The sequence below is a fragment of the Kineothrix sp. MB12-C1 genome (assembly GCF_030863805.1).
Taxonomy (GTDB): domain Bacteria; phylum Bacillota; class Clostridia; order Lachnospirales; family Lachnospiraceae; genus Kineothrix.
The window spans coordinates 399,562-423,927 of sequence record NZ_CP132957.1 but is presented as its reverse complement, the minus strand read 5'-3'; the positions used below and the strand labels follow the sequence as shown (position 1 = coordinate 423,927).

The window sequence follows — 24,366 nt, the reverse complement described above, 5'->3', positions numbered from 1 at the left end:
AGTTATGTTGGGTAAGAAACAAGAGCATTTGAATGCTAAAATCAGCAGTATTGTAGGCGCGGATATGATAATGGAAGGCAATATTACCGCCAAGGAAACGATCCGAATTGAAGGAACGGTAAAAGGAGATGTGAGCTCTGAAGGAATCGTTATTGTCAGCCCCACGGGAACGATAAACGGCAATGTAAAGGGAAGCAGTATTATGGTTGCCGGAACGATAAAAGGAGATATGAACTCCGGCGGTCGGATAGAGGTATCCGCGACAGGAAAGATAGACGGAAATATCAAGACGAGAAGTTTGATTATCGATGAAAATGCTGTATTCCAGGGACAATGCACTATGAATACTCAGGATATTGAGTCAGAGTTAATAGCGGCGGAGATACCGGAGACGGAAGTCTAAGATTTGAAAGCGGTAAAAAGGCCGGAAAGTAATCCAATCGTGGATTTTCTTTCCGGCCTTTTTCAGGCTTATTTTATTGCGGATCCATTCTCTCGAATACAAGCTCGTATCCATCATTTCCATAATTGAGGGAACGATTTACGCGGCTAATGGTTGCCGTAGAAGCACCGGTCTTTTCCGCAATTTCCAGATATGTCTTGCGGTCGCGTAACATAGCAGCGACTTCGAATCTCTGTGAAAGGGACAACAACTCGTTGACCGTACATAAATCTTCGAAGAAGCTGTAGCATTCCTCCTTATCCTTCAAACTAAGAAAGCCATCAAATAAATGATCGACAGCATCCGTCCTTATTTTCTTATTCATGTCAATAACCATACCTTTCTTGTAGTCTGTAAACTTTGTGCAACGGACATGATTGCTTTTGCGCTTTAAAGCCTTACAACTCAATATGCTTCATTTTATCATATTAAAGTTATAAAGTAAAGGAGGACTTAAAAAGAGGAATTGTGGCCTATACTATCGATGGGAAGCAAAAGTTTATGCTTGCCATGTGGTTTTTAATACTATATAATAAAGTACAGAGGTGTTTCTATGACAATTGATAAGGATGATTTATTAAATAGCATAATAGAAAGCTTAGATCGGATACAGTATATAAAGCTAGAGGATATCCCTAATATAGATTTGTACATGGATCAAGTAACAACGTTTATGGATAAAAAGCTAAAGAGCGCTACGAGAAATCCGGGAGACGATAAGATTCTGACCAAAACGATGATTAATAACTATGCGAAGAATGATTTACTTCCTCCTCCGGAGAAAAAGAAGTATTCCAAGGAACATATCTTGCTCTTGATTTTCATTTACTATTATAAGGGAATTTTGACCATTAACGACATTCAGACTCTTCTCAATCCGTTAACGGAGCATTTTTTCAGAAATGATGAATTCGGGTTGGGAGAGGTATACAAAGAAGTATTCGGTCTGGAAAAAGAGCAGGTAGATGTCTTGAAAGAAGATGTGATAAACAAGTATCATATATCCAGGGATACCTTTGAGAGGGCCCCGGATGAGGATAGGGAATTTCTGCAATTATTTTCTTTTATCTGTATGCTTAGCTTCGATGTATATGTGAAGAAGCTGCTGATCGAGAAGATGGTAGATAGCTTGGGAAAGGCTGTAGAAGAGACGAAAAAAGAAGGAAAAAAGGAAAAGTCAAACGAAGAGAAAAATAAATAGAAAATAGTAAGGTATACCGTGGCCGCTTGCGGACAAGGTATAATATTTAAACAATATTATACTGCGCCGAGCAAAGCGAGTGTGCAAAAAACATACCATGGCCGCTTGCGGACAAGGTATGATAAAATAATGAAAGACACAAGGAATTACGACAGTGAAAAGTCGAACCCTTGTGTTTTTCTTTTTAAGAGCTTTTTAAGAAGCTTTTTAAGAATTAATAAAATTGAAGATTTTCTGGAAAGCAATACGTTATAATAAATGAATACGAAAAAGGAAGGGGTGAGAAGTATTAATCAAATAAAGAAAGAACAACTGCTGTCAGCGATGATTGATACTTATCAGAACCTTGTCTTTTCCGTTTGTTATAAGGTGACAGCAGACTATTTTGCCGCTGAGGATTTGACTCAGGAGACCTTCCTCACCGCATATAAGCATATGGATGAACTAAAAGATATGAATGAAAAGGCATGGCTGTGTAAAGTGGCTACGAACAAAAGCATTGATTACTTAAGAAGTGCAGGGCGAAGGTCAGTACCTACTGAAGATTTATTTTTCGAACAGCAAAGTGAAACACGTAGCTCGCCGGAAGAACTATGTCTGGAAGAAGAAGTGCGAGAGCAATTACTTACTTATTGCAGTAGGTTGAAGTCTCCCTATAATGAAATTGCGAAAGCGGTTTATTACGATGAACTTAAGGCGGAGGAAATCGCGAAGAAAAGGAACGAAAATATAAAAACAGTTCAGACACAAATTTATAGGGCGCGGGATATGCTTAGGAAACTATATGGGAAGGAGAAGAGTGCATGAAGGAAGAGTACAGATATCTGAATGATGAAGAACTGGAAGCCTTTCTTAAGGAAGTGGAGAAAGATAGTATAATAAAAGCTCCTGTTTATCTTAAGAGTCAGATTATGGGTGAAGTATTTAAGCTGGCAGAGCAAGAAGAACAAAGCTCGTTGAAAAGCGTATCGATAGTGAGCGGAATCAATTCCTTCGATGCAGTCGAACGCAAGAAAGTGGTGCAAAAACAGTTTATGGCATATAGTGTCAAGATTTTGGCGGCTGCAGCCATGGCAATTTTCTGTTTGACCGCTGTCCCCTTAGACTTTACAGGTATTCCGGAACTGAAAAATGAAAGTAGGATAGAACGAAGAATCAACGAGGATATGGAACGTTATGAAGAAGAAAATAGAAAACTTCTGAATGATAGCAAGGGAAATAAAAGTAATCTAGGAGAGCTTATAGAAAATAAGTCGCAAGATCTCGTTCATATGTGGAGCGAGTTGACAAATTAAAAATGGAGGAAAAAATAATGAATAGAAGAAAAAAGAACAAGTTTTTAACATTTTGCTTTTCCCTGATTCCGGGAGCCGGAGAAATGTATATGGGATTTATGAAAATGGGTGTCAGCCTTATGGGGATATGCTTCGGATTATTGGCAATTATTCAATTTCTTAATCTGTCGGCTTTGGTTTACCTCATTTTAATCGTATGGTTTTATGGATTCTTCCATGTGCATAATCTTGCCAGTATGTCGGATACGGACTTGAACAATGTGGAGGACGACTACTTATTCCATCTGGATTCTTTTTTCCAATGGGAAAAGGTAGGAGCGCAGAAACTCAGAAAAGTAATTGCATCGGCCTTGATTATCATAGGTATGGTTCTCTTGTGGAATAGCATTATGGACATTTGTTATTCTTATCTTCCTAACGAGATGATTATTGTGCTTCGCCGTATCGGATATACAATTCCGCAGATGGTTGTTGGGATAGGTATTGTGCTGGGCGGTTTCTATATGATTAAAGGGAAAAAGGCAGAGCTGAACGAAGTGATTATAGATGTGAAAGCACAGGAAAGTGATTCTGTGAATGAAGAGGCAGAAATAATAGGAAGGAGCGAGTATGGAACAGACGAAGGTCGTAAAGACGCATAGGATCGGTACAGTAACCTTTGGTATTTTACTTGTATTGTTCGGGCTTTTGTTTCTGGCAAATATATGGATACCACAACTTAGCTATCAGATGATATTTCGTCTTTGGCCGTTTATTTTCATCTTTTTAGGTCTGGAGGTACTTGCAGGTAATAGAAAATTCTCTAAACTGGAAGGGGAACAGGAAAGCGTTCATTTCGTTTATGATAGTGTGGCGATTGTTTTGATTATCTGCCTATCCTTCTTTGCAATGATAATGGCAGCCGTTGATTATGCGATACAATACGGAGTTATTATGTAGAATATAAAACGATAGTAAAGAGCACCGGGTACTAGATGTTGTACCCGGTGCTCTTTGTTCGTGTTTCTAATAATTATTTTATATGCGAAAGTTTTTAAGAATGTTCTTCGATATTGATAACGACAGCTTTTGGTCTGGTCATAGCCTCGATAGAATACTTAACGCCCTGAGTGCCCATGCCGGAAGCCTTAACACCTAGGAATGGGAAATGGTCAGGACCGCGTTCCGTCTTATTATTGACCTGCACAGTACCTACTTCCAATCGATTAGCAATGTAAAAGGCATCATTGATATTTTGAGTGAAGACAGAAGACTGCAGGCCATATTCGGAACGGTTTGCAATCGCGATAGCCTCATCTCTGCTCTTTACGCGGATAATAGGTAGAACCGGACCAAAAGGTTCTTCCCATGCCAGACGCATATCTTCCGTAACATTATCGAATAGCGTAGGAGAAAGCAGATTTCCTTCTCTGTGGTTACCCATAACAAGAGTTGCCCCTTTATTTATCGCATCATCGATAAGCTCCTGAACGAAGTCGGCCGCTTTTTTGTCTATCAGTGGTGTAATATGAGCATTATCTCTGGGATCACCTACTTTAAGAGCCTGAATTCTATCAGTCAGCCGTTTAATTAACTCATCGGCAACGCTATCCATTACCAGAATACGTTTTACAGCGGTACAACGCTGTCCGGAGTAGGAAAAAGCGCCTGAAACAATATTATCTGCGGTAGAATCCAAATCAGCATCTTCCATAACGATAGCGGCATCTTTACCGCCAAGCTCCAACAATAAAGGAACCATTCTGGCAAGATTGGAGATATGTTTACCTACCCCCGTACTTCCCGTAAAGTTAATGAAATTGATGCCGGGATGCGTTACGATATAATCTCCGATTTCGCTTCCCTTACCTGTAACCGTATTGAGAATACCGGCAGGGAGACCAGCCTCATTCATAGCCTGCACAAGATAAAGTGCACTGATAGCACCCTGCGTCGGAGGCTTAAGTAAAACAGCGTTACCACCCATAAGAGCGGGAGCAATCTTGGATACGGACAGATTTACCGGGTAGTTGAAGGGAGAAATAGCGAGTACAGTCCCTAAGGGTACCCGTGTTACATAGGAAATTTTATCCTTGGAACCGCCGGGGAAGTTTCCGCCTCCAATCGCTTCTCCTTCCAGACCTTTACCCACATCTGCAGTGTAACGAAGAAAGTCCGCAGTACGTTCTACTTCGGATAAAGCAGATTTTTTATCCTTAGAAATTTCCATAACCAATACATCTGCGATCGTTTCCGCATTTTTCACTAAGATATCCGCTGCGCGGTAAAGAACTTCGGCGCGTTTATAGATGGGGGTGTTGGCCCATTCTGTGAGATTCGTCTTAGTATTCTGGATGGCCCGGTCTGCTTCTTCTTTCGTCATTGCCTGTATATGACCAATCAAAGAGCCGTCTACCGGAGAGTGGATGGGAATCGTTTGACCGGAATTGGATTCTGCCCATTCACCATTATATAAATTTCTAAATATTTTGTTTGCACAATGTAGTTGAGAAAACATAAATGATCACTCCTATTCTGTTAATGTGATAAAGTATACCGTGATAAAAAGGATGATACGGCGCATATGATATACACGGTTTATACTTGGTTGTGTATTGGTTGGTGACATTATATCACATCAGAGAATAAATTTAAAACTTATTTATTTTTTAAAATATAACAGACAAAAGGGAATATAATAATAAATTGTCTAATTTTATCGATATAAATACATATTTTGAAGATTTTTAAGTTAATTTTATTGAAATTAGTGATAAAATATAAAGGGAAATTGTATAAAAGTTTATAAAAAACATCGGCAAATATGAGATTTTATCACATTTGCCGATAGACTTATTTGTAAAAGCACTATAATTGTAACTATGAAGGTACTGAACAGTTACCTATAATTTAATTTTTTATTGGACTGCTGTTTTTGCAAATTGTGTGTTGACCAAAGTTTCATAAGGGACACGTTCAGATAATTCGCCTGCCTCATCCAGAATATTTTGCAGGAGGGTGAAGGCATCTTCTTCAAAAATAAGATTTTCCTTCCACGTATCCTGTTCGTGATAACGGGATACGATGGTGGTGATTGTCTCCAGATCGGTCTCTTCAAACTGCGGAGCGATCGCTTTTGCGATTTCTTCCGGCGTATGGCTGTTTACATATTCCATGCCTTTTTGTAAAGCATTGGTGAAGGCTTGAATGGTATCGGGGTGAGCCTCCAGGTAACTTTTCTTGGCGCTGAAGGCGGTATAAGGAACATAACCGGAATCTTTGCCGAGAGAAGCGATAACATAGCCGTCACCTTTCGTTTCCAGAGAGGTAGCATGAGGTTCGAATTCGATCGTGAACTCCCCTTGACCTCCGGAGAAGGCAGCAGCAGTAGAACCGAAATCAATGCTTTGATCAATGCTCACATCAGTTCCCGGATCAATGCTATGTTTCTTCAGAATATATTCAAAGACCATTTCAGGCATTCCGCCTGCTCTTCCGCCAAGCACTTTCTTCCCTTTTAACATATCCCATGAGAAATTATCGATGGGTTCTCTGGAAACGAGGAAATTCCCTGCACGCTGTGTAAGCTGTGCGAAATTGACTACGTAATCTTGTGTTCCTCCGATATAAGTATAGATGGTACTTTCGCTGCCCATGAAGCCAATATCCGCTTCGCCGGTGAGAACTGCGGTCATCGTTTTATCGGCACCGAATCCGGTAACTAACGTGATATCAATACCTTCTTCTTTGAAATAACCTTCCTCTATCGCCACATACATAGGAGCGTAGAAAATAGAGTGAGCCACTTCGTTCAGTGTAACCTTTGTCAGTGTTTTGCTGCTGCCCGGGGCTTCGTTTTTATTTGTCTTTTGGCAGCCGGCTACGCAGCCCACTAGCAAGAGGGCGGATAGGATGAGCGCCAGTCCTTTGTAAGAAAATGAAATATGTTTCGGCATTTTTACATAATTCCTCCATGAATAATAGATGATTTATCATATGGAAGAAGGTCGAAAATGTGTTTGTCCTAAGAGGCGTGTTTGGCTAGACAATCATTGATAAACTAGTTATAATAGATTGTAAATGGTTCCAAAAAGAGTCGGGGGTATTTGTTTCGGCAACATAACGGAGGATTATTCAAATGGGATTAATAAAAGCGATTACGAGTGCGGTAAGCACGACGATGGCAGATCAGTGGAAAGAATATTTTTACTGTGAAGCCCTTAGCAGCGATGTATTAGTAACAAAGGGAAAGAAACGGGTAAATGGTGGAAAGAGCAGCAATACCAAAGGATCGGATAATATTATTACGAATGGCTCGGTAGTAGCAGTAAATGAAGGCCAGTGTATGATTATTGTGGATCAGGGTAAGGTAGTGGAGTTCTGTGCTGAAGCTGGAGAATTCATTTATGATACATCCACAGAAGCGACTTTGTTTTATGGAGATTTTGGGGAAAATATAGAGCGTACCTTCGCATCCATCGGTAAACGGTTTACTTTCGGCGGCGATACGGGTAAGGATCAAAGAATCTACTTTTTCAATACGAAAGAAATTATGGGGAATAAATATGGCACCGCAAGTCCGGTTCCCTTCCGCGTTGTAGACCGCAATATCGGCCTTGATGTGGATATTGCTATCCGGTGTAACGGAGAATATTCTTATAAGATTACGGATCCGCTTTTATTTTATACGAATGTATCGGGAAATATAACGGAAGATTATACGAGAGATCGAATTGACAGCCAGCTTAAAACAGAGCTTATGACAGCATTACAGCCGGCATTCGCCAGAATATCGGATATGGGTATCCGCTACAGTGCGGTTCCCGCTCATACGATGGAGCTGTCACAGGCATTGAATGAAGTGCTGTCTGCAAAATGGTCGCAGTTAAGAGGGATTTCCATCATTTCCTTCGGGGTTAATTCTGTGAAGGCCTCTGAAGAAGATGAGGCGATGATTAAGGAGTTGCAGAAGTCTGCGGTACTCAGAACGCCGGATATGGCAGCGGCTACCTTAGTGGGAGCTCAGGCGGAGGCAATGAAGTCGGCAGCATCCAATCAGGCAACCGGTCCGATGATGGCCTTTGCAGGTATGAATATGGCAAATGCAGCCGGCGGAATGGATGCGAACACACTATTTGGAATGGCAGCTCAAAGAAAAGCAGAAGCGGAAACATCGCAGGTGAAGACGAGGGAAGCATCACAAGGCTGGAGTTGTTCTTGCGGCAAGACAGGCAATTCAGGGAAATTCTGCATGGAATGTGGTTTGGCGAAGCCGGCAGATGGCTGGATGTGCAGTTGCGGTGCGGTAAATAAAGGAAAGTTCTGCAGTGAATGCGGGCAGAAAAAGCCTGCGGGTGAACTTCTGTATAAATGTGATAAATGCGGATGGGAACCGGAGGATGCACAGAATCCACCGAAGTTTTGCCCGGAATGCGGCGATTTATTTGATGAAAAAGATGTAAAATAGTAAAATTAGTCCTCTTGTAAGCAATTACCTACAAGAGGACTTTCACCGAAAGGAAATAAACGGAAAGATATGAGTATTTATGATACACTGAATGAACAACAAAAACAGGGAGTTTTTACGGTGGAAGGCCCTGTCCTTTTGCTGGCAGGAGCAGGAAGCGGGAAAACCCGTGTGCTAACCCACAGAATCGCTTATTTAATCGATGAATTCGGGGTGCAGCCATGGAATATTATGGCTATCACATTTACGAATAAGGCAGCAGGAGAAATGCGGGAACGTGTGGACAGCATTATCGGGCATGGGGCGGAACAAGTATGGGTGTCCACCTTTCATTCCACCTGTGTAAGAATTCTTCGAAGATACATAGAGAGAATTGGATATGATAATAATTTTACCATTTATGATACTGACGATCAGAAGACGGTTATGAAGGATGTTTGTAAACGTCTGCAGATCGATACGAAGATGATGAAAGAAAGAACGTTGTTGAGTGCGATTTCTTCTGCCAAAGACGAGCTGATTTCTCCCATCGATTATCAATTGCAGGCAATGGGTGACTATACGAAGACTAAGATCGCTTCGGTTTATCAGGAATATCAGGCTGTCCTTCGTAAAAACAACGCTCTTGATTTCGATGATTTGATTGTAAAGACTGTGGAACTGTTTAAATCCTGTCCGGAGGTGCTGGACAGCTATCAGGAGCGTTTCCGGTATATTATGGTGGATGAATATCAGGATACGAATACCGCACAATTCGAGTTGATTCGCTTATTGGCAGATAAGTACCGCAATCTCTGCGTAGTGGGAGATGATGACCAGTCTATTTACAAATTCAGAGGAGCTAATATTAGAAATATTCTGGATTTTGAAAAGGTATATGCTGAGGCTTCCGTCATTAAATTGGAACAAAATTACCGCTCCACTCAAAATGTATTAGAAGCTGCTAATGCAGTAATTCAAAATAATGTAAGCCGTAAGGATAAGGCGCTTTGGACCAAAAAAGGAGAAGGAAGCAAACTGCATTTCAGACAGTTCGATACGGCATTCGAAGAGGCGGAGTATATTACGGATGAAATTGCGAGGAAGAAGAGAGAAGGGCTATCCTCTTATGGGGAGTGTGCCGTTTTGTACCGGACGAATGCACAATCACGTATGCTGGAGGAACGTTTTGTCGTAAAAGGAATTCCTTATGACGTGGTAGGCGGTACTAATTTCTATTCCAGAAGAGAAATTAAGGATATTTTGGCTTATTTAAAGACAATTGATAATGGCAGGGATGACGTTGCGGTAAAAAGAATTATCAATGTACCGAAAAGGGGAATCGGGGCGACTACCGTTGCGCGGGTACAGGAATATGCGGATACAAGGGGAATCAGCTTTTATGATGCGTTAAGAGAAGCACAGCAGATAATGACGATTGGCAAAAGTGGGGTGAAACTGGAACCTTTCGTTACCATGATACAGTCATTTCGCAGTAAGCTGGAATACTATAGCTTGGAGGATTTGATTAAGGATGTGATTGATTCCACCGGATATGTAAAAGAGTTGGAAGCGTCCGACGACGAGGATGCGGAAGATAGAATTAACAATATCGATGAATTAATCAGTAAGATCGTATCTTATCAGGAGACCCATGAGGAACCAAGTCTTAGTGAGTTTCTGGAAGAGGTCGCTCTTGTCGCCGATATCGATCGCATTGATGATGATGGGAATCGTGTTCTTCTCATGACATTGCATAGTGCCAAGGGTCTGGAATTCCCTCATGTGTATTTAGCCGGAATGGAGGATGGGGTATTCCCCAGTTATATGACGATCACTTCGGATAATCCTGAGGATGTGGAAGAGGAAAGGCGCCTTGCTTATGTAGGAATTACGCGTGCGAAGGATGATCTGACTATTACCTGTGCGAAGCAAAGAATGTTAAGGGGAGAGACGCAGTATAATCCTGTCAGCCGCTTCGTGAAGGAAATACCGGAAGCACTTTTGGATAGCAAGATTCCTTCTGTAAAACGGTGGGATTATGTGGAATATGAAGATGATTCCTATGAGCGCAGCCGTTTTAAGTCCAAGCCCTTCGGAATGAATTATATGCCTCAATATGGCAGCGGGACATCGGAAGAAAATAATGACAAAGAAGCGGTATATAGAAGCGGTGAGGATGAGAACTCCGGATTTTCCAGGCAGGGAGCGACAGGAAGCTATCAGAGGATTTTTGATAAAGAGGTGCCTTCCCAGACTGCGAAACCAAAGCCGAGAGCAGTTGCAGTACCAAAACGCACACCTGCGCAAAACAGACCTTTCATAGCGGGCGGAGGAGCCGGTGGCTTGGGCGGAATTACCGGGTTGTCAAAAGGTGCTCCCCAGGCAGCAGAGTTAAATTATGGTGTAGGGGATAGAGTCCGACATGTTAAATATGGAGAAGGAACCGTGGCTAAGATGGAAAAGGGACCGAGAGATTATCAGGTGACGGTAGTATTCGATGAAGCAGGGCAGAAAGTTATGTATGCGGCCTTTGCGAAGCTGAAAAAACTATAAAATTTGTGACGGTAAATTTGCTCATCATTTTTATAAACATTTAAAAAACAATAGTAAAATTCTGGAATAAGTGTTATATTATATAATAAGTGGCGGTTTTGGCCACTTGTAAAAGTTGGTAAGGAAATTGTTGATAAACAAAGTTCCAAAGGGTAATAATAAAGAGAATAAAGGCAAAGAGAGGTATGCGCTATGAATCGATTAAGTAAATTGGAAGAATACATTGATATGTCAAGAATTAATGAGTTATTAGGAAAAAAAGAAGAAAAGAAATGCAACACGGTGCTTTGGGTGTTCGCGGTTATCGGTGCAATAGCAGCAGTTGCGGCAATTGCTTATGCAGTTTACCGTTATTTTACCCCCGATTATCTGGAAGACTTTGAGGATGATTTCGATGATGACTTCGAAGACGATTTCTTCGAAGATGAAGATGATGACTTTGATGGAGACGCAGTTTCTCAAGAGTAAGAATACAGTGTCAGTGTACAGATGTAATGAAAGTTAAGGTTACTGTTCACAGGTGATATTCCGCGAGGTGTTTTGTGCACGATGTGCACAAAATCCCGAGTTTGGCGGACGCCAAATTGCATGTTCTTTATGCAATTTGTGTGATACTGTTGCTGTGAGCACCATAGGTGTGAACAGTAACAAGTTAAGTGAAAAAGAACGTGGAACGGAATGTACTTGTGCGTACATTCCGTTTTTGATATGCTATAAGATAGGAAATCGTGAAATAGATAAGTTGCGAAGATTTCATATGCAATATATACAGTGTTTAATTAAGAAAGATTGTATGAAGAGTGTATGAAATTATAAAAATTAGCAAGTTTCGCAATTATTTGATGTTATTAATAGATAGAAAGGATAATAAAATCAGGAATGAAAAAGGGACAGGTAATAGAAGGTATTGTAGGGAGAGTTGACTTTCCCAATAAAGGAATTGTAGAATCCGGGGAGGGAAGATGCATCGTAAAGAATACACTTCCGGGACAGAGGGTTTCTTGTAGAATTAATAAAGTGAGAAAAGGAAAAGCAGAAGGAAGGTTACTTGAGGTGTTGGAAAAGTCTCCTATGGAGGTGGAAAGCCCTTGTGAGCATTTCGGAACTTGCGGCGGCTGCACTTACCTGTCTCTTCCTTATGAGAAACAATTAGCATTAAAAGAGGAACAGGTAAAGGGGTTGCTCGACTCCGTATTAGGAAAACAAGAGGGTGGCTATATATTTGAGAGAATCAAAGGAAGTCCGGAAGTGTATGGATATAGAAATAAAATGGAGTTTTCCTTCGGGGATGAGATTAAGGATGGTCCGCTTGCTCTTGGTATGCATAAAAGAGGAAGCTTCTACGATATTGTAACCGTGTCGGATTGCAAAATAATGGATGAGGACTATAGAAAGATTCTGTCGGGAACGAGGAACTTTTTTGCAGAGAGAAATGTTTCCTTTCATCATAGGCTGAGCCATCAAGGATACTTACGGCACTTGCTGGTAAGAAAGGCTTCTAAAACAGGAGAAATATTAATTGCTCTCGTTACGACCACACAAGAGGAACATGATCTGACCGCATTCCGGGAAATGCTCCTGTCGCTGGAGCTGAAAGGTAAGATTGTCGGTATTCTACATACGAAAAATGACTCCGTAGCCGATGTAGTAAAAAGTGATGAAACGATAATCCTCTATGGACAAGACTACTTCTATGAAGAGTTGTTAGGATTGAAATTTAAGATTTCCCAGTTTTCATTTTTCCAGACGAATACCTACGGGGCAGAAGTTCTTTACGAGACAGCAAGAGAATATATCGGCTCCCTTTCGCCAGAAGGAAAGGCGGATAAGGTTATCTTTGATTTATACAGCGGAACAGGAACGATCGCACAAATGATGGCTCCCGTAGCCGGGAAAGTAATCGGGGTAGAAATCGTAGAAGAAGCGGTGGAGGCCGCAAAGAAAAATGCGGAGCTAAACTACCTGCATAATTGCGAATTTATCGCAGGAGATGTGCTGAAAGTCCTCGATGAAATAGAAGAGAAACCGGATTTTATTATCCTAGATCCCCCTCGCGATGGCATCCATCCCAAGGCATTGAAGAAAATTATTGATTATAAAGTGGATAGATTGGTCTATATCTCTTGTAAACCAACCAGCCTCGTGAGAGACTTGGAAGTATTTTTGGAAAATGGATATAGGGTGGAGCGGGCAGTGGCGGTGGATCAGTTTCCTTGGACTGCGCAAATAGAAACAGTGATTCTGATGCAGAAGTGTGGTGCAGGGAAGAAAAGATAGGGTTTGACTACAAAATGTTGTGGTTTAAAGAGAGAAAATGGGTAAAATCGAACTGGAAATGGCTAGTTTTTGCCCTATTTTCCCCGTTTTTTATAGATGTATGTGGGTGAAAAAGTGGTTTTGGAGTGATTTGGAGAAAATCGGAGGAAGGAGAGGGGAATAAAGTTCAAAAGTGAATATGGGTAGAAACGCAAGGCGGTACTTATTTTAGAAATTAAATAGGTGCCTCTGGATATTAAGAAAAATAATGACACTGTAACAAGAAACAGCAGAGTAACAAATTCTTCAGTGTAGAACGGATAGGATGAAAAGGGTGAATTACGCCGTGTAACCCTTTGTGAGCCGATTTATGCCCTTGCTTGGAAAAAGTAGAAGTGACCGACCAGCACCCATTCTGCCCTGTGTCAGCCGATTTGAGGAAGAACGACAGGTTGATTTATGAACAAGGAGCAAAAGACATGGTTTTTTTTATGAAACGTATGGGTATCTTATAATAACTGAATAAATAAACAAAATTCCTGCCTGATTATGGTAAGAGTAAAATGCCTAGAAGTGAGCTGGGCATTTTATTGCTGGCATAAGCAAAGTGTAGGATTGACTGTAATAACAGATGGACTGTAATAACATTGAAAAAGGAAAGAATTAAGGTATGATAAAATCAGAAAAGTAATTGAAGGGAGAAGATGTCGATGGAGGAAATGGATAAAAGAGAATTGGATCAGATTGTACATGCAATTGCCGATGTCGTGGAAGCTGAGGAAATTTTTTTATTCGGATCGTTTGCATATGGAGCACCTACCCAAGATAGTGATTTTGACCTTTATGTTGTATTGACCGATGGAACGGAACGTCCTTTAAGGGCGATTCAAAAAATGAATATGGCTATTGCCAGAATGGATATCCGCTCAGTAGATATTCTTGCGGAGGAATCCAGAAGATTCCATGAAAAATGTAATGCAATGACATTAGAACGTACGGTATATGAAAGGGGAGTAAAGCTGTATGAGCGAAACGCACAATTATATCAGTCAATGGCTTAGGCTGGCACAAAATGATCTGGCATCTGCAAACATATGAGGAAAATATGCATATGGCTTTGAAAGACTCAAAGAAAATTATGAATATGATACAGCCTAAAATACTTATAATCCTTGAACAGGTAAGGGATGAAATACAGGACGAGATTAATGGTATGGAGTTGTTATGATGTACATTGGTGACAAGATATCATTAGAGTATTGATATTAGTAGGTGACTTAATAATAGACCGAATAGCAGTAAAGATCAAATAAGTACTAAAATGGTTGGAACAGTGCCTCCAAGTCAAACAAGATTTGGGGGTTTTCTTCTACCCATTCTAATGCAAGATTTAATCAACATAATAAATTATCAAAATTGGTAAGTGTGTTAATAATTTCAATAATTTTGCCCTTGAGGAAAGCGTAATTATATTCGATAGTGTCAATACAAATCATTCATAAGTCAAAGATTTATATCTCAAAAACAAATCTAATCTTTTTCTATAGCAGATGCAATCGGTGCACTATTCTGAAGTTTTGCAGGCCTGTTAGGGGACTGTTGCATCATTTTAGAATCCACGACTTAACGAAAAGTCATGAGTAGCGCATCTTTATTGCACACTTGCTGCAGTGTACAACTACGGAGAAATTATAATATATCAAACGGAAGACGGTTTGACGAAAATAAATGTTAATATGCAGAATGAAACAGAGTGGTTGTCGTTAGAACAGATGGCTGATTTGTTACAAAGAGATAAATCCACAATTTCAAGGTATATTAAAAATATGTTTAATGAGGGTGAATTAGTAAGACAGTCAACTGTTGCAAAATTTGCAACAGTTCAAATGGGGGTAATAGGGAGGTTGAGAGGGTTATTAAATAGAGGAAGAGGGCTGGGGAGCCAAGGTTATAGACCGGATGGAAAGGGATTTGAAGAAAACTTTTCCGCAAATGTCCGGTTTCTCTCCAAGAAACATAAAGTACATGCTTAAGTTTGCTCGGTGTTTGCCATATTATAAAATTGTGCAACAGGTCGCTGCACCAACTCCATGGAGAACTAATCTTAAATTACACTGCTATGTAGTCATTGAATTGAAAGCATGTGACTTTGAGCCTGGTTTTATCAGTCAACTCAACATGTATTAAAATGTGGTAAATGATATTCTATGCCACCCAGACGATAAACCAGCTATTGGTTTACTTCTGATTAAGGTAAAGACCAGACGGTTGTGAAGTATTCTTTATCCGGATATCAGAATCCAATTGGTGTAACAAAGTGGAAAAATAAATGGAGAAATCTTTACCAGAGGAATTACGGAGTAATCTCCCTTCCATTGAGGAGATTGAGAAAGAGTTAAAGTAAAGGTGTACATTCAGTAGAATAATTTATAAGTTTCTGTTTTGATTTAGAGAAAATAGAGAAAAGACATTAATGTGAAATTATTTTGGGATGGCATACATGATAATGACTTTTTTGATTAGCGTTTAGAAAAATCAAGTAAAATATACTTGCATTTAAATTGAAAACATATTAGAATAAAATTATGTAAAGATAATCTTTAAATTTTAATTATAAAGAAAAAAATGATGTGGGAAATAGAAAGTTTTTGTCTGGAAGCAAAAGAAAATGGTTTATGATAATATGATAAAGTGTTTCCTGCATTAGCAGGAGTGTTCCATATGTAAAGATAATCTTACTAGGAGCAAATAAAGTGTTCCCCGCATATGCGGGGGTGTGAATAATCCCCATGATTTTTTTGACTTTTAACTGCTTCCTGACAAAGTCCAAAACCCAACTTAATTACTTTGGAGGAAAATCAATGCGTATAAAAACTAATCTATGGGGTAAGAAAAAAGAAAAAGACGGACAATACTATTGGCTCCCGCTTGAGCAGCATTTACTGGATACATCGAATGTCCTTATTCAAATATGGAATCATTGGCTTAGCGAGGGACAAAGGGAATTTATTCTGGAGTCTATTTCTGATTCAGAAGAGAATGCTGGAGTAAACCTTGTATCCTTTATAGGCTTAACGCATGATTTGGCCAAAAGCACTCCCTGTTTTGCGTTGAGGCCGTCAGGGAACAATCAATCAGCAGATCTGGATAAAATACTGACAGAAAACCTGATAAGATCAGGATTTACCGGACTGGAAAATTGGAGCACAGAATTATCATCAAAATCCCCCCATGCCCTGGCAAGTCAGGTCTTACTGGATTCTTATGGTGTTGGCGAAGATATTGCATCGATTATCGGCGGACATCATGGAAGGACGGTAAATGATAAATGGGAGATCGGGGTACAGCTGGAGGCTTACACTGCGAACTACTATCAATACGACCATGGCGGTGAATGCACTGAGAACTGGAAGAAGATGCAGCGTAAATTGTTTGAGTGGGCACTGGAGGAGTCTGGATATAAGAATGTTGATGCGCTTCCGAAGATTGAGCAGCCTGCACAGGTTCTTCTACAAGGTCTTCTTATTATGGCTGACTGGATTGCCAGTAATGAGGAGTATTTTCCTTTGTTTCCGATAGATAAGGAGGAAGAAGAGTTTCAAGAAGAACGTTTAGAATATGGATGGGAGCGTTGGACCAAGACATATCCATGGATTGCTGAGTGCGATGGTAGTGTTGAGGAGCAATACAGCAAAAGATTTCAGTTTCATCCAAGAGAAATACAGCGGGCATTTTCTGAATCCATTGATAAAGCGCAAACCCCGGGAATTATTATACTGGAAGCGCCTATGGGTATTGGAAAAACAGAAGCCGCATTATTGGGGGTTGAACAATTGGCGGAGAAAGGAAAGTGCTCCGGCATGTTTTTTGGCTTACCGACACAGGCGACCTCTGATAGTATTTTCCAAAGGATTGAAGAATGGATTGAAAAAATTGCCAATGAAACGGGTGATAACAAGTCGATTCAGCTCGTGCATGGGAAAGCACAGTTTAACGAGACATTCCAGAACTTGAAAAATGCAGAGAATATTTATGCAGATGAGGGCAGTGTTGTTATCAATGAATGGTTTACGGGAAGAAAAACTGCCATATTAGATGATTTCGTTGTGGGAACTGTGGATCAGTTTTTACTGGCGGGATTAAAGCAGAAACATCTGGCGCTTAGACATTTGGGATTATCCAAAAAGGTCATCGTGATTGATGAAATACATGCATACGATGCTTATATGGGAGAATTTCTATACCGGGTTGTTGAGTGGCTCGGTGCATACCGGGTACCGATAATCATCCTGTCTGCGACGCTGCCGGCATCGAGACGGACAAGATTAGTCGAAACTTATTGCCGGGGTATGGGGATGAAGAAGCGGAATATAAAGGCAGAATATAGCGACTGGAAAGAAACAGAAGCCTATCCATTGATTACATACACAGACGGTGACAGGGTCAGCCAGCTGCGGGATTTTCCGTTGGGAGACACAAAAGAAGTAAAAGTAGAATTGATGGAAGAGGATGATTTAGTAACAATCCTTCAAAGAACGCTTTCAAACGGAGGAATTGTGGGGATTATTGTAAATACGGTGAAACGGGCGCAAGAATTTGCCGAGAAATTAGAGCACATATTTGGACGAGAAAATATCAGCGTGCTGCACTCCGGCTTTCTGGCTCCCCACAGACGGGAAAAAGAAAAGCAGTTGCTAAATGAAATCGGGAAAAATGCCAAACGCCCCAAACTGAGAATTGTTATAGGAACACAAGTTTTAGAGCAATCGATAGATATTGATTTTGACGCGATTTTTACAGATATTGCCCCCATAGATTTGCTGCTTCAGCGAATCGGACGGCTGCACAGGCATGCGGAAACGATAAGACCGGAAAACCTGAAGGCTCCTGTTGTGTATGTGATGGGCATACAGGGAATGGCGGAATTTGAGGAGGGGACTAGGACGATATACGGAGATTATTTGCTGACTCGCACACAATTAGTTCTTCCGGAAAAGCTGGTGCTTCCTGAGGATATATCCAGACTGGTTCAGAAAGTATATAAGGAAAATCCAAAGGAAGAATTAGATATCCCCGTATCAATAAGAGAAAAATATAAGGAAATGAAAGAAAAAGATGGGTCAGAAAGAAAGAAAAAGGAAAAAAATGCAGATGTCTTTCGTCTTGCAGAGCCTTATTATCCGGAGAGAGGCAGCCTGATTGGCTGGTTAAAGGACGACATACAAAGTGATACGGAAGAGGCGGGGCTGGCTAAAGTTCGGGATGGTTCTGATTCCATGGAAGTCATACTGATTAAGAGAAAAGAAGACGAATTGTATCTACTGGATGATATTACTAACATCGGCGGCGAGCTAACACCTGCTCTTGCAAAGAAAATATCCCAGCAGACCATTCGGCTTCCCCATATTTTCTGCTATAAAACGGATGACATAATTAAAGAATTAGAGACACGTAATCATGCCGAACTTTCTTATTGGCAAGATGAGCCGTGGTTAAAAGGAAGTCTGGGCATCATTCTGGATGAAGATAATAGTGCTGAGCTGATAGGATATAAGCTTCATTATGATAAACAATATGGATTGATGGTTGGAAAGGAGGAAGAATGAGCCGATTTAATTTATTGGATGAAAAATGGTTAATGGTTATGACCGGTGAGAAAGGAGAAACAGAAGAAGTATCATTAAAGGAATTGTTCGAAAATGCTCATAGGTATAAGCGGCTTGCCGGGGAAACACCCACACAGGATTTTGCAGTTTTACGGCTGCTGTTAGCCGTGTTACATACGGTCTTCACCAGATTTACGGCAACGGGTGAGGGCTATGAATGGGTGGATGTGGATACGGACACATTTCAGGTCAGGAAAAAAATTGATGAAGACGATATCTCAGAATATAAAGAAGATTTATATGCGACTTGGAAAACTCTTTGGAAAAAAGGGGAGTTTCCAGATATTGTGAATGAATATCTGGAAAAATACCGTTACCGTTTTAATTTACTGGATGAAACATATCCTTTTTTTCAGTTTACGGAAATTGGAGAACCGGACTATCCCTATAGCGCAACGGATAATGGCATCAACAAATTAAATGGTAAGATTCTAGAGGGGGACCCGAGAAAACCCAGACTTTTTATGAGCCAGTATCAAACCGAGTTAGAGTATTCGGTGGCGGCCAGATGGCTGTTATATACCAACGGTTATGCACCTTCAAAGTCGGGAAATCCAGGCAAGAAGAAAAAGAGAGAATCTACAGGAGTAGCCTATTTAGGAAAGCTGGGTGGCATTTATGCCAGTGGAAAGAATCTTTTTGAAACCCTGTTACTGAATCTAAATCTTCCACAGAGTGCTTGTGTACAAAAGCCAATATGGGAAGCAGAACCCCAAATCAACCATTTTCAGGCGATACCGGATAATCTGGCCCAGCTCTTCACTTATCCCAGCAGGCAGCTGCTTTTAAAGGCAGATGAGAATCATAAGATTATTGAATACAGGCTGGATCTGGCTGTCAGCAATTTTGAGTATGAGCCAAATTTAATAATAGAACCGTTTACCTTCTGGAGGTATGATACCAAGCTGGATGTCGGAAAATGGAAAGTAAAAGAGGGATTTGTACCGAAACGCCATGACCCGGATAAGTATTTCTGGCAGGAGATGCAGACCTTTTCTTCCATTGAAGAAAAGAACTATAATCCGGGTATTATTCAGTGGCTTAGAAGTCTGCAGGGAGATAAGCTTGTAACAGGTCTGATATCACTCAATGCAGTGGCGGAAAACTATATTCAAAAAGATGGTGTGGTAGACAGACAGATATACGATCAAATTAATGAGAACATTGGGTTATTGGACAAGCAGGAAAATGGCTGGCTGACCTGTATTGCAGAGGAGATAAAGAATACTGAGAGAGTCATTGGAAGCACTGTGATTCGTTTTGCCAGAGATATTGATAAAATACGGAATCTACAAAATGGTGCTGCGGAACAAAAAACAAAAACACAGATATTCTTTTCCATCGACCGCCGCTTTCGTGAGTGGATAATCAGTATTTCACCGCAGGATGAGAAAAAAGAGCGCACGCGGGAATGGAAGACCATACTGCGAGAAGAAATTGCTAAACAGGGAGGCGAATTAATACAGGAAGCAGGAAACAGAGATTATCTTGGTTATTATACAGATAAAAACAAGAGCAAACTGGAAAATATAGAAACGGCTTATATTCGGTTCAGAACAAATTTAAAAAGAGAATTGGGGGTGAGAGAATGAGTGAAGGCTTATACAAAGTAACTGAAAGAATTCTTTGTAAACTGGGGGAACGGCTGGAATTATCTGAGACAAGGGCTGCCTTATCCCGTCTAAGAAATTCTATAGGCCGGGATATTTCAGAAACAGTTGAAATTTGGCCGTTAGTATTTGAAGAAGTACCGGTGGAATACTTAAGTAAAAACGGAATACCTACCCATGAGGAAAATGCAATAGTAACCTCTTTGCAGCTGTATGCACTGCATCAGCAGGGAAGGAGTGACTCTGTGCATAAAGCATCAAAAAATAGTATCGGAAAAGCCTTGCATACTATTAGGGATATGGACAATACAGCATTAGACAGGCGATTTAATTCACTGATTACTTCCGGTAATTTTAAAGAACTGACCACACATTTACGTCATCTCATCAGCATACTCAAACAAGAAGCAGATACAAAAATCGATTACGCTAAATTAGCAGAGGATTTCTATTGGTATCAGAGTTCGCCGGAATCTGCCAATCGCATGCGTATGTGTTGGGGACAAGATTATTATTTCTACCAAGTAAAAGAGAAAGAAGGAGAAAAAGATGCAGAATAATATTTATGTTGATTTACATGTGCTTCAGACTGTTCCGCCAAGTAATATTAACCGGGATGATACAGGCAGTCCCAAAACTGCCAGGTATGGAGGCGTTACACGGGCCCGGGTATCTTCTCAAAGCTGGAAAAAGGCTATGAGAGAATATTTCAAAGAGCATGAAGATAAAGAAAATCTGGGAATCAGAACAAAGAAAATTGTACATTCACTTGCAAAAGCTATTATAGAAAAAGAACCGTCAATGGATGAAAGCAGTGCGCTTAAGTTAGCGGAAGAGATTTTTAATAAAGCAAAAATATCTACAAAAGATCAGGAAGCCAAAGCACTTTTTTTCCTGGGTGGCAAACAACGGCAAATGCTTGCTTCTTATGGAGTGGAACACTTAGGCGATTTACAGGCGAAAGAGATTAAGAGTATCTTAAATGCGAATCAAAGTATTGATGTTGCTTTGTTCGGACGTATGGTCGCAGATGCGCCGGAATTGAACGTAGATGCAAGCTCACAAGTTGCCCATGCTATATCGACACATGAAATTGCGGCAGAGTTTGATTTTTTCACGGCCGTTGATGATTTGACACCCGATGATCAGGCGGGAGCGGGTATGCTTGGAACGGTGGAATATAATTCTTCTACCTTATATAGATATGCGAATGTGGCGGTGCATGAACTGAGAGTCCAATTGGGGGACGATAAAGATGCGGTGATCGAGGCGTTAAAACTTTTTGTGAAATCATTTGTGCAGTCCTTACCATCAGGAAAAATCAATACATTTGCCAATCAGACGCTTCCCGATGCATTAATCGTTTCTATTCGCTCGGACCGCCCGGTGAATCTGGTAAATGCCTTTGAAAATCCTGTTAAATCCCAGGGCGGATATGTAACCGGGTCTATTTCCAGGCTGAAAACAGAATTTGAAAAAATTGACCGTTTTGCGGAGGAATCTATTGCGACGTTTACCGTGGGTGATATAGAGGGACTGGGAGAAGGCAAGAAGAATTTAAATGAGCTTTTGGAGAAGGTTGGAGAAACTATAGATAGACTGCTATAGGTGAGGTTCATGATGAAAACAATTATATTAAAATTTTCGGGTCCGCTGCAATCTTGGGGAACTGGTTCTAATTTTGAAACCAGGGATACGGCAAGATATCCTACAAAAAGTGCAGTCATCGGGTTAATTGGCGGAGCCTTGGGGTATCGTCGGGATGAAACTGAAAAAATCCAAGAGCTCAATGAATTGTCTTTCGGAGTCCGCATTGAACAAAGGGGCACCTTGTTAAAGGATTATCATATTGCAAGGTCTGCAAATCAGACTTATGTGACAAATCGATATTACCTGCAAGATGCTGTCTTTCTGACAATGCTTTCTCATGAAGATTCAAGTTGGATCGATACTGTGGCAAAAGCACTTGTTTCGCCTGTTTTTCCGCTTTATATGGGACGGCGCAGTGTTCCGGTGGACAGTGAATTTTTTCAGGGAGTTGTAGAAAACGATTTATTATCTACCATTAAATCGTATCATTGGCAGGCGAGTGGGTGGTATCAGAAAAAGCTTTCACGAGAAAGTAAATTGAATAGGATTATGTTAGATGCTTATGTAGATGCCGGTTTATTAGATGATTCTTTACCGCCTATGTTTCAACGGGATAGAGCAGAGTCATTTGATTTGATGAATCGGAACCATGGTTTTAGGCCGGTAAAATCCATGCAAGTCGAAATTCAAACCGCAGAAATGGGCAAAGACACAGAACATGATGCTTTTCAAGGAATAGGAGGCGTATGATGTATTATATTTCGCGAGTGGAAATTGATACAGGAAACCGAAGAAAGATTTCGGAACTTACCCATTTAGGCGCATATCACAATTGGGTTGAGAAAAGCTTTCCCGAAGAATTTGCTGCTGGGGAAAGAAGCCGTAAATTGTGGCGAGTAGATCAACTGAAGGGACGAAGCTATCTGTTGATTGTCAGCCAAGGTGAGCCGGATATGACACAATTGGAAGCATATGGAGTTCCTGGCACCGGACAATGTAAAACCTATGATGCATTTTTACAAAGCCTGATACATGGTCAGAAAATGTCATTTCGATTAACGGCCAATCCTGCAAGAGCGGCTAAGCAAGAGGCTCAAAGAGGAAAGGTTTGTCCACACACTACAGTTGAGAAGCAATTGGAATATCTGGAAAAACGAGCAGAGAGACTGGGTTTTTCTTTGGTGGATTATGACTATCAGATTGTACAAAGAGACTTTCCGATATTGAGGAAAAAAGGCGGAAAAAGTATTAAGTTAGCCAGGGCAATTTATGAAGGAAGTCTGATTATTGAAAATGCTGAGATTTTTAGAAAAACCTTAACTGAGGGTGTGGGAAAAGAGAAAGCATATGGTTTTGGAATGATGACCGTAATACAGTGAGGAAGATAGATGGATGAGATATCAGGAATTAAAAAACCGGAGTTACAGGCACTTCCGCGTGTGGGTGATAGAATAACATTTTTATATGTAGAACATGCAAAGGTTAACAGACAGGATGGCGCTATTACAGTGACGGACAGCCGGGGTATTATACGTATTCCGGCTGCAATCGTCGGAGTATTGCTGTTCGGACCGGGAACAGATGTTACACACAGGGCCATGGAGCTGATAGGAGATACGGGGACGAGTGTTGTGTGGACTGGAGAACGGGGCGTCAGGAATTATGCGCATGGCCGGGCTTTGTCTCACAATACCAAATTGCTGATAAAACAAGCAGAATTAGTCTCCAATGTCAGAACCAGGATATCGGTAGCACGGAAAATGTACCAAATACGTTTTGAAAATGAAGATGTTTCAAATCTGACCATGCAGCAGCTTCGGGGCCGGGAAGGCGCCAGAGTGAGAAGCATCTACAGGAAAGAATCAAAAGCAACAGGGGTTCCATGGACAGGCAGAGAGTATGATCCGAATGATTTTGCAGGCGGAAATCCAATTAATCAAGCTTTATCAGCGGCTCATACAGCGTTATATGGCTTGGTGTACAGTGTGATTGTAGCACTTGGATTATCACCTGGATTAGGATTTGTTCACACGGGACATGATTTATCTTTTGTTTACGACATTGCAGATTTATATAAGGCAGATGTTACAATACCTATTGCTTTTAAAATCGCATCAAAATTAGATGTGAATAATATTGGAAGAGAAACGCGGCTGGCAGTACGTGATGCGTTTGTAGATGGCAAGATTATGGAGAAAATAACGAGGGATCTGTATAAACTTATGGGGGAAGGAGAACAAGAGGTAATTGCAGATTTAATCAATCTGTGGGATGATAAAGAGGGTCTTGTGGAGCACGGTGTTTCGTACGAAGAATTTTCATAAA

General features: G+C 40.7%; 23 protein-coding genes. 20 read left to right on the top strand and 3 right to left on the bottom strand.

Annotated features, from left to right (window positions below; translation table 11 throughout):
• Window positions 1-4: 4 nt before the first annotated feature.
• Window positions 5-403: a bactofilin family protein gene (locus RBB56_RS02085; protein ID WP_306720757.1), complete on the top strand. Its 399-nt coding sequence runs from the start codon at window positions 5-7 to the stop codon at window positions 401-403.
• A 73-nt stretch (window positions 404-476) separates the two neighbouring features.
• On the opposite strand, the gene RBB56_RS02080 is transcribed toward RBB56_RS02085, so the two are convergent.
• Window positions 477-767, bottom strand: a complete 291-nt coding sequence (locus RBB56_RS02080) for a YerC/YecD family TrpR-related protein (RefSeq protein WP_306720756.1) — start codon at window positions 765-767, stop codon at window positions 477-479.
• A gap of 228 nt (window positions 768-995) precedes the next feature.
• On the opposite strand from RBB56_RS02080, the gene RBB56_RS02075 reads away from it, so the two are divergent.
• The 5 genes from RBB56_RS02075 (at window position 996) to RBB56_RS02055 (ending at window position 3,877) form a co-directional block, all read left to right on the top strand.
• Complete coding sequence (locus RBB56_RS02075) at window positions 996-1,643, top strand: DUF1836 domain-containing protein (RefSeq protein ID WP_306720755.1); 648 nt, start codon at window positions 996-998, stop codon at window positions 1,641-1,643.
• 258 nt (window positions 1,644-1,901) lie between these two features.
• On the top strand, window positions 1,902-2,450 hold the full coding sequence (locus RBB56_RS02070) for an RNA polymerase sigma factor (RefSeq protein ID WP_306720754.1): 549 nt from the start codon (window positions 1,902-1,904) through the stop codon (window positions 2,448-2,450).
• Window positions 2,447-2,938 carry a hypothetical protein gene (locus RBB56_RS02065; protein WP_306720753.1) on the top strand — a complete coding sequence of 164 codons (492 nt, stop codon included), beginning with the start codon at window positions 2,447-2,449 and terminating at the stop codon, window positions 2,936-2,938. The genes RBB56_RS02070 and RBB56_RS02065 overlap by 4 nt, the downstream gene beginning before the upstream one ends.
• Window positions 2,939-2,955: 17 nt before the next feature.
• Window positions 2,956-3,579, top strand: coding sequence for a hypothetical protein (locus RBB56_RS02060; protein WP_306720752.1), 624 nt, complete (start codon window positions 2,956-2,958; stop codon window positions 3,577-3,579).
• Entirely contained in the window at window positions 3,548-3,877 is a 330-nt protein-coding gene (locus RBB56_RS02055; RefSeq protein ID WP_306720751.1) for a LiaI-LiaF-like domain-containing protein, read from the top strand. Before RBB56_RS02060 ends, RBB56_RS02055 begins: the two co-directional genes overlap by 32 nt.
• A 94-nt stretch (window positions 3,878-3,971) precedes the next feature.
• Here RBB56_RS02055 and RBB56_RS02050 read toward each other — a convergent pair whose 3' ends face one another.
• Both RBB56_RS02050 and RBB56_RS02045 read right to left on the bottom strand, forming a co-directional pair.
• A complete protein-coding gene (locus tag RBB56_RS02050) occupies window positions 3,972-5,435 on the bottom strand; it encodes an NADP-dependent glyceraldehyde-3-phosphate dehydrogenase (protein WP_306720750.1) in 1,464 nt (487 codons plus the stop codon).
• Between the two features lie 400 nt (window positions 5,436-5,835).
• Complete coding sequence (locus RBB56_RS02045; protein ID WP_306720749.1) at window positions 5,836-6,873, bottom strand: ABC transporter substrate-binding protein; 1,038 nt, start codon at window positions 6,871-6,873, stop codon at window positions 5,836-5,838.
• 182 nt (window positions 6,874-7,055) lie between these two features.
• Between RBB56_RS02045 and RBB56_RS02040 the strand changes: the two genes are divergently transcribed.
• The 14 genes from RBB56_RS02040 to cas1e all read left to right on the top strand — a co-directional run bounded on the left by RBB56_RS02040 (window position 7,056) and on the right by cas1e (window position 24,365).
• The gene (locus RBB56_RS02040; RefSeq protein ID WP_306720748.1) at window positions 7,056-8,384 is read left to right on the top strand and encodes an SPFH domain-containing protein; all 1,329 of its coding nucleotides are present in this window, start codon (window positions 7,056-7,058) and stop codon (window positions 8,382-8,384) included.
• Window positions 8,385-8,453: 69 nt separating this feature from the next.
• Window positions 8,454-10,919: an ATP-dependent helicase gene (locus RBB56_RS02035; RefSeq protein ID WP_306720747.1), complete on the top strand. Its 2,466-nt coding sequence runs from the start codon at window positions 8,454-8,456 to the stop codon at window positions 10,917-10,919.
• Window positions 10,920-11,111: 192 nt separating this feature from the next.
• A complete protein-coding gene (locus tag RBB56_RS02030; protein ID WP_306720746.1) occupies window positions 11,112-11,387 on the top strand; it encodes a hypothetical protein in 276 nt (91 codons plus the stop codon).
• Window positions 11,388-11,798: 411 nt separating this feature from the next.
• A complete protein-coding gene (rlmD, locus tag RBB56_RS02025; RefSeq protein WP_306720745.1) occupies window positions 11,799-13,196 on the top strand; it encodes a 23S rRNA (uracil(1939)-C(5))-methyltransferase RlmD in 1,398 nt (465 codons plus the stop codon).
• A gap of 689 nt (window positions 13,197-13,885) precedes the next feature.
• Complete coding sequence (locus tag RBB56_RS02020; protein WP_306720744.1) at window positions 13,886-14,236, top strand: nucleotidyltransferase domain-containing protein; 351 nt, start codon at window positions 13,886-13,888, stop codon at window positions 14,234-14,236.
• A gap of 654 nt (window positions 14,237-14,890) precedes the next feature.
• Entirely contained in the window at window positions 14,891-15,208 is a 318-nt protein-coding gene (locus tag RBB56_RS02015) for a hypothetical protein (protein ID WP_306722216.1), read from the top strand.
• Window positions 15,135-15,362, top strand: a complete 228-nt coding sequence (locus RBB56_RS18465) for a DUF1016 N-terminal domain-containing protein (protein WP_306720743.1) — start codon at window positions 15,135-15,137, stop codon at window positions 15,360-15,362. Before RBB56_RS02015 ends, RBB56_RS18465 begins: the two co-directional genes overlap by 74 nt.
• Before the next feature lie 674 nt (window positions 15,363-16,036).
• Window positions 16,037-18,781, top strand: coding sequence for a CRISPR-associated helicase Cas3' (gene cas3, locus RBB56_RS02005; RefSeq protein ID WP_306720742.1), 2,745 nt, complete (start codon window positions 16,037-16,039; stop codon window positions 18,779-18,781).
• Window positions 18,778-20,433 carry a type I-E CRISPR-associated protein Cse1/CasA gene (locus tag RBB56_RS02000; protein ID WP_306720741.1) on the top strand — a complete coding sequence of 552 codons (1,656 nt, stop codon included), beginning with the start codon at window positions 18,778-18,780 and terminating at the stop codon, window positions 20,431-20,433. Before cas3 ends, RBB56_RS02000 begins: the two co-directional genes overlap by 4 nt.
• Window positions 20,430-21,011, top strand: a complete 582-nt coding sequence (gene casB, locus RBB56_RS01995) for a type I-E CRISPR-associated protein Cse2/CasB (RefSeq protein WP_306720740.1) — start codon at window positions 20,430-20,432, stop codon at window positions 21,009-21,011. The genes RBB56_RS02000 and casB overlap by 4 nt, the downstream gene beginning before the upstream one ends.
• A complete protein-coding gene (gene cas7e, locus RBB56_RS01990) occupies window positions 21,001-22,059 on the top strand; it encodes a type I-E CRISPR-associated protein Cas7/Cse4/CasC (RefSeq protein ID WP_306720739.1) in 1,059 nt (352 codons plus the stop codon). Before casB ends, cas7e begins: the two co-directional genes overlap by 11 nt.
• Before the next feature lie 9 nt (window positions 22,060-22,068).
• Window positions 22,069-22,791: a type I-E CRISPR-associated protein Cas5/CasD gene (gene cas5e / locus RBB56_RS01985; RefSeq protein ID WP_306720738.1), complete on the top strand. Its 723-nt coding sequence runs from the start codon at window positions 22,069-22,071 to the stop codon at window positions 22,789-22,791.
• Window positions 22,791-23,420, top strand: a complete 630-nt coding sequence (gene cas6e / locus RBB56_RS01980) for a type I-E CRISPR-associated protein Cas6/Cse3/CasE (protein WP_306720737.1) — start codon at window positions 22,791-22,793, stop codon at window positions 23,418-23,420. The genes cas5e and cas6e overlap by 1 nt, the downstream gene beginning before the upstream one ends.
• Window positions 23,421-23,429: 9 nt before the next feature.
• On the top strand, window positions 23,430-24,365 hold the full coding sequence (cas1e, locus tag RBB56_RS01975; protein ID WP_306720736.1) for a type I-E CRISPR-associated endonuclease Cas1e: 936 nt from the start codon (window positions 23,430-23,432) through the stop codon (window positions 24,363-24,365).
• Window position 24,366: the final 1 nt, after the last annotated feature.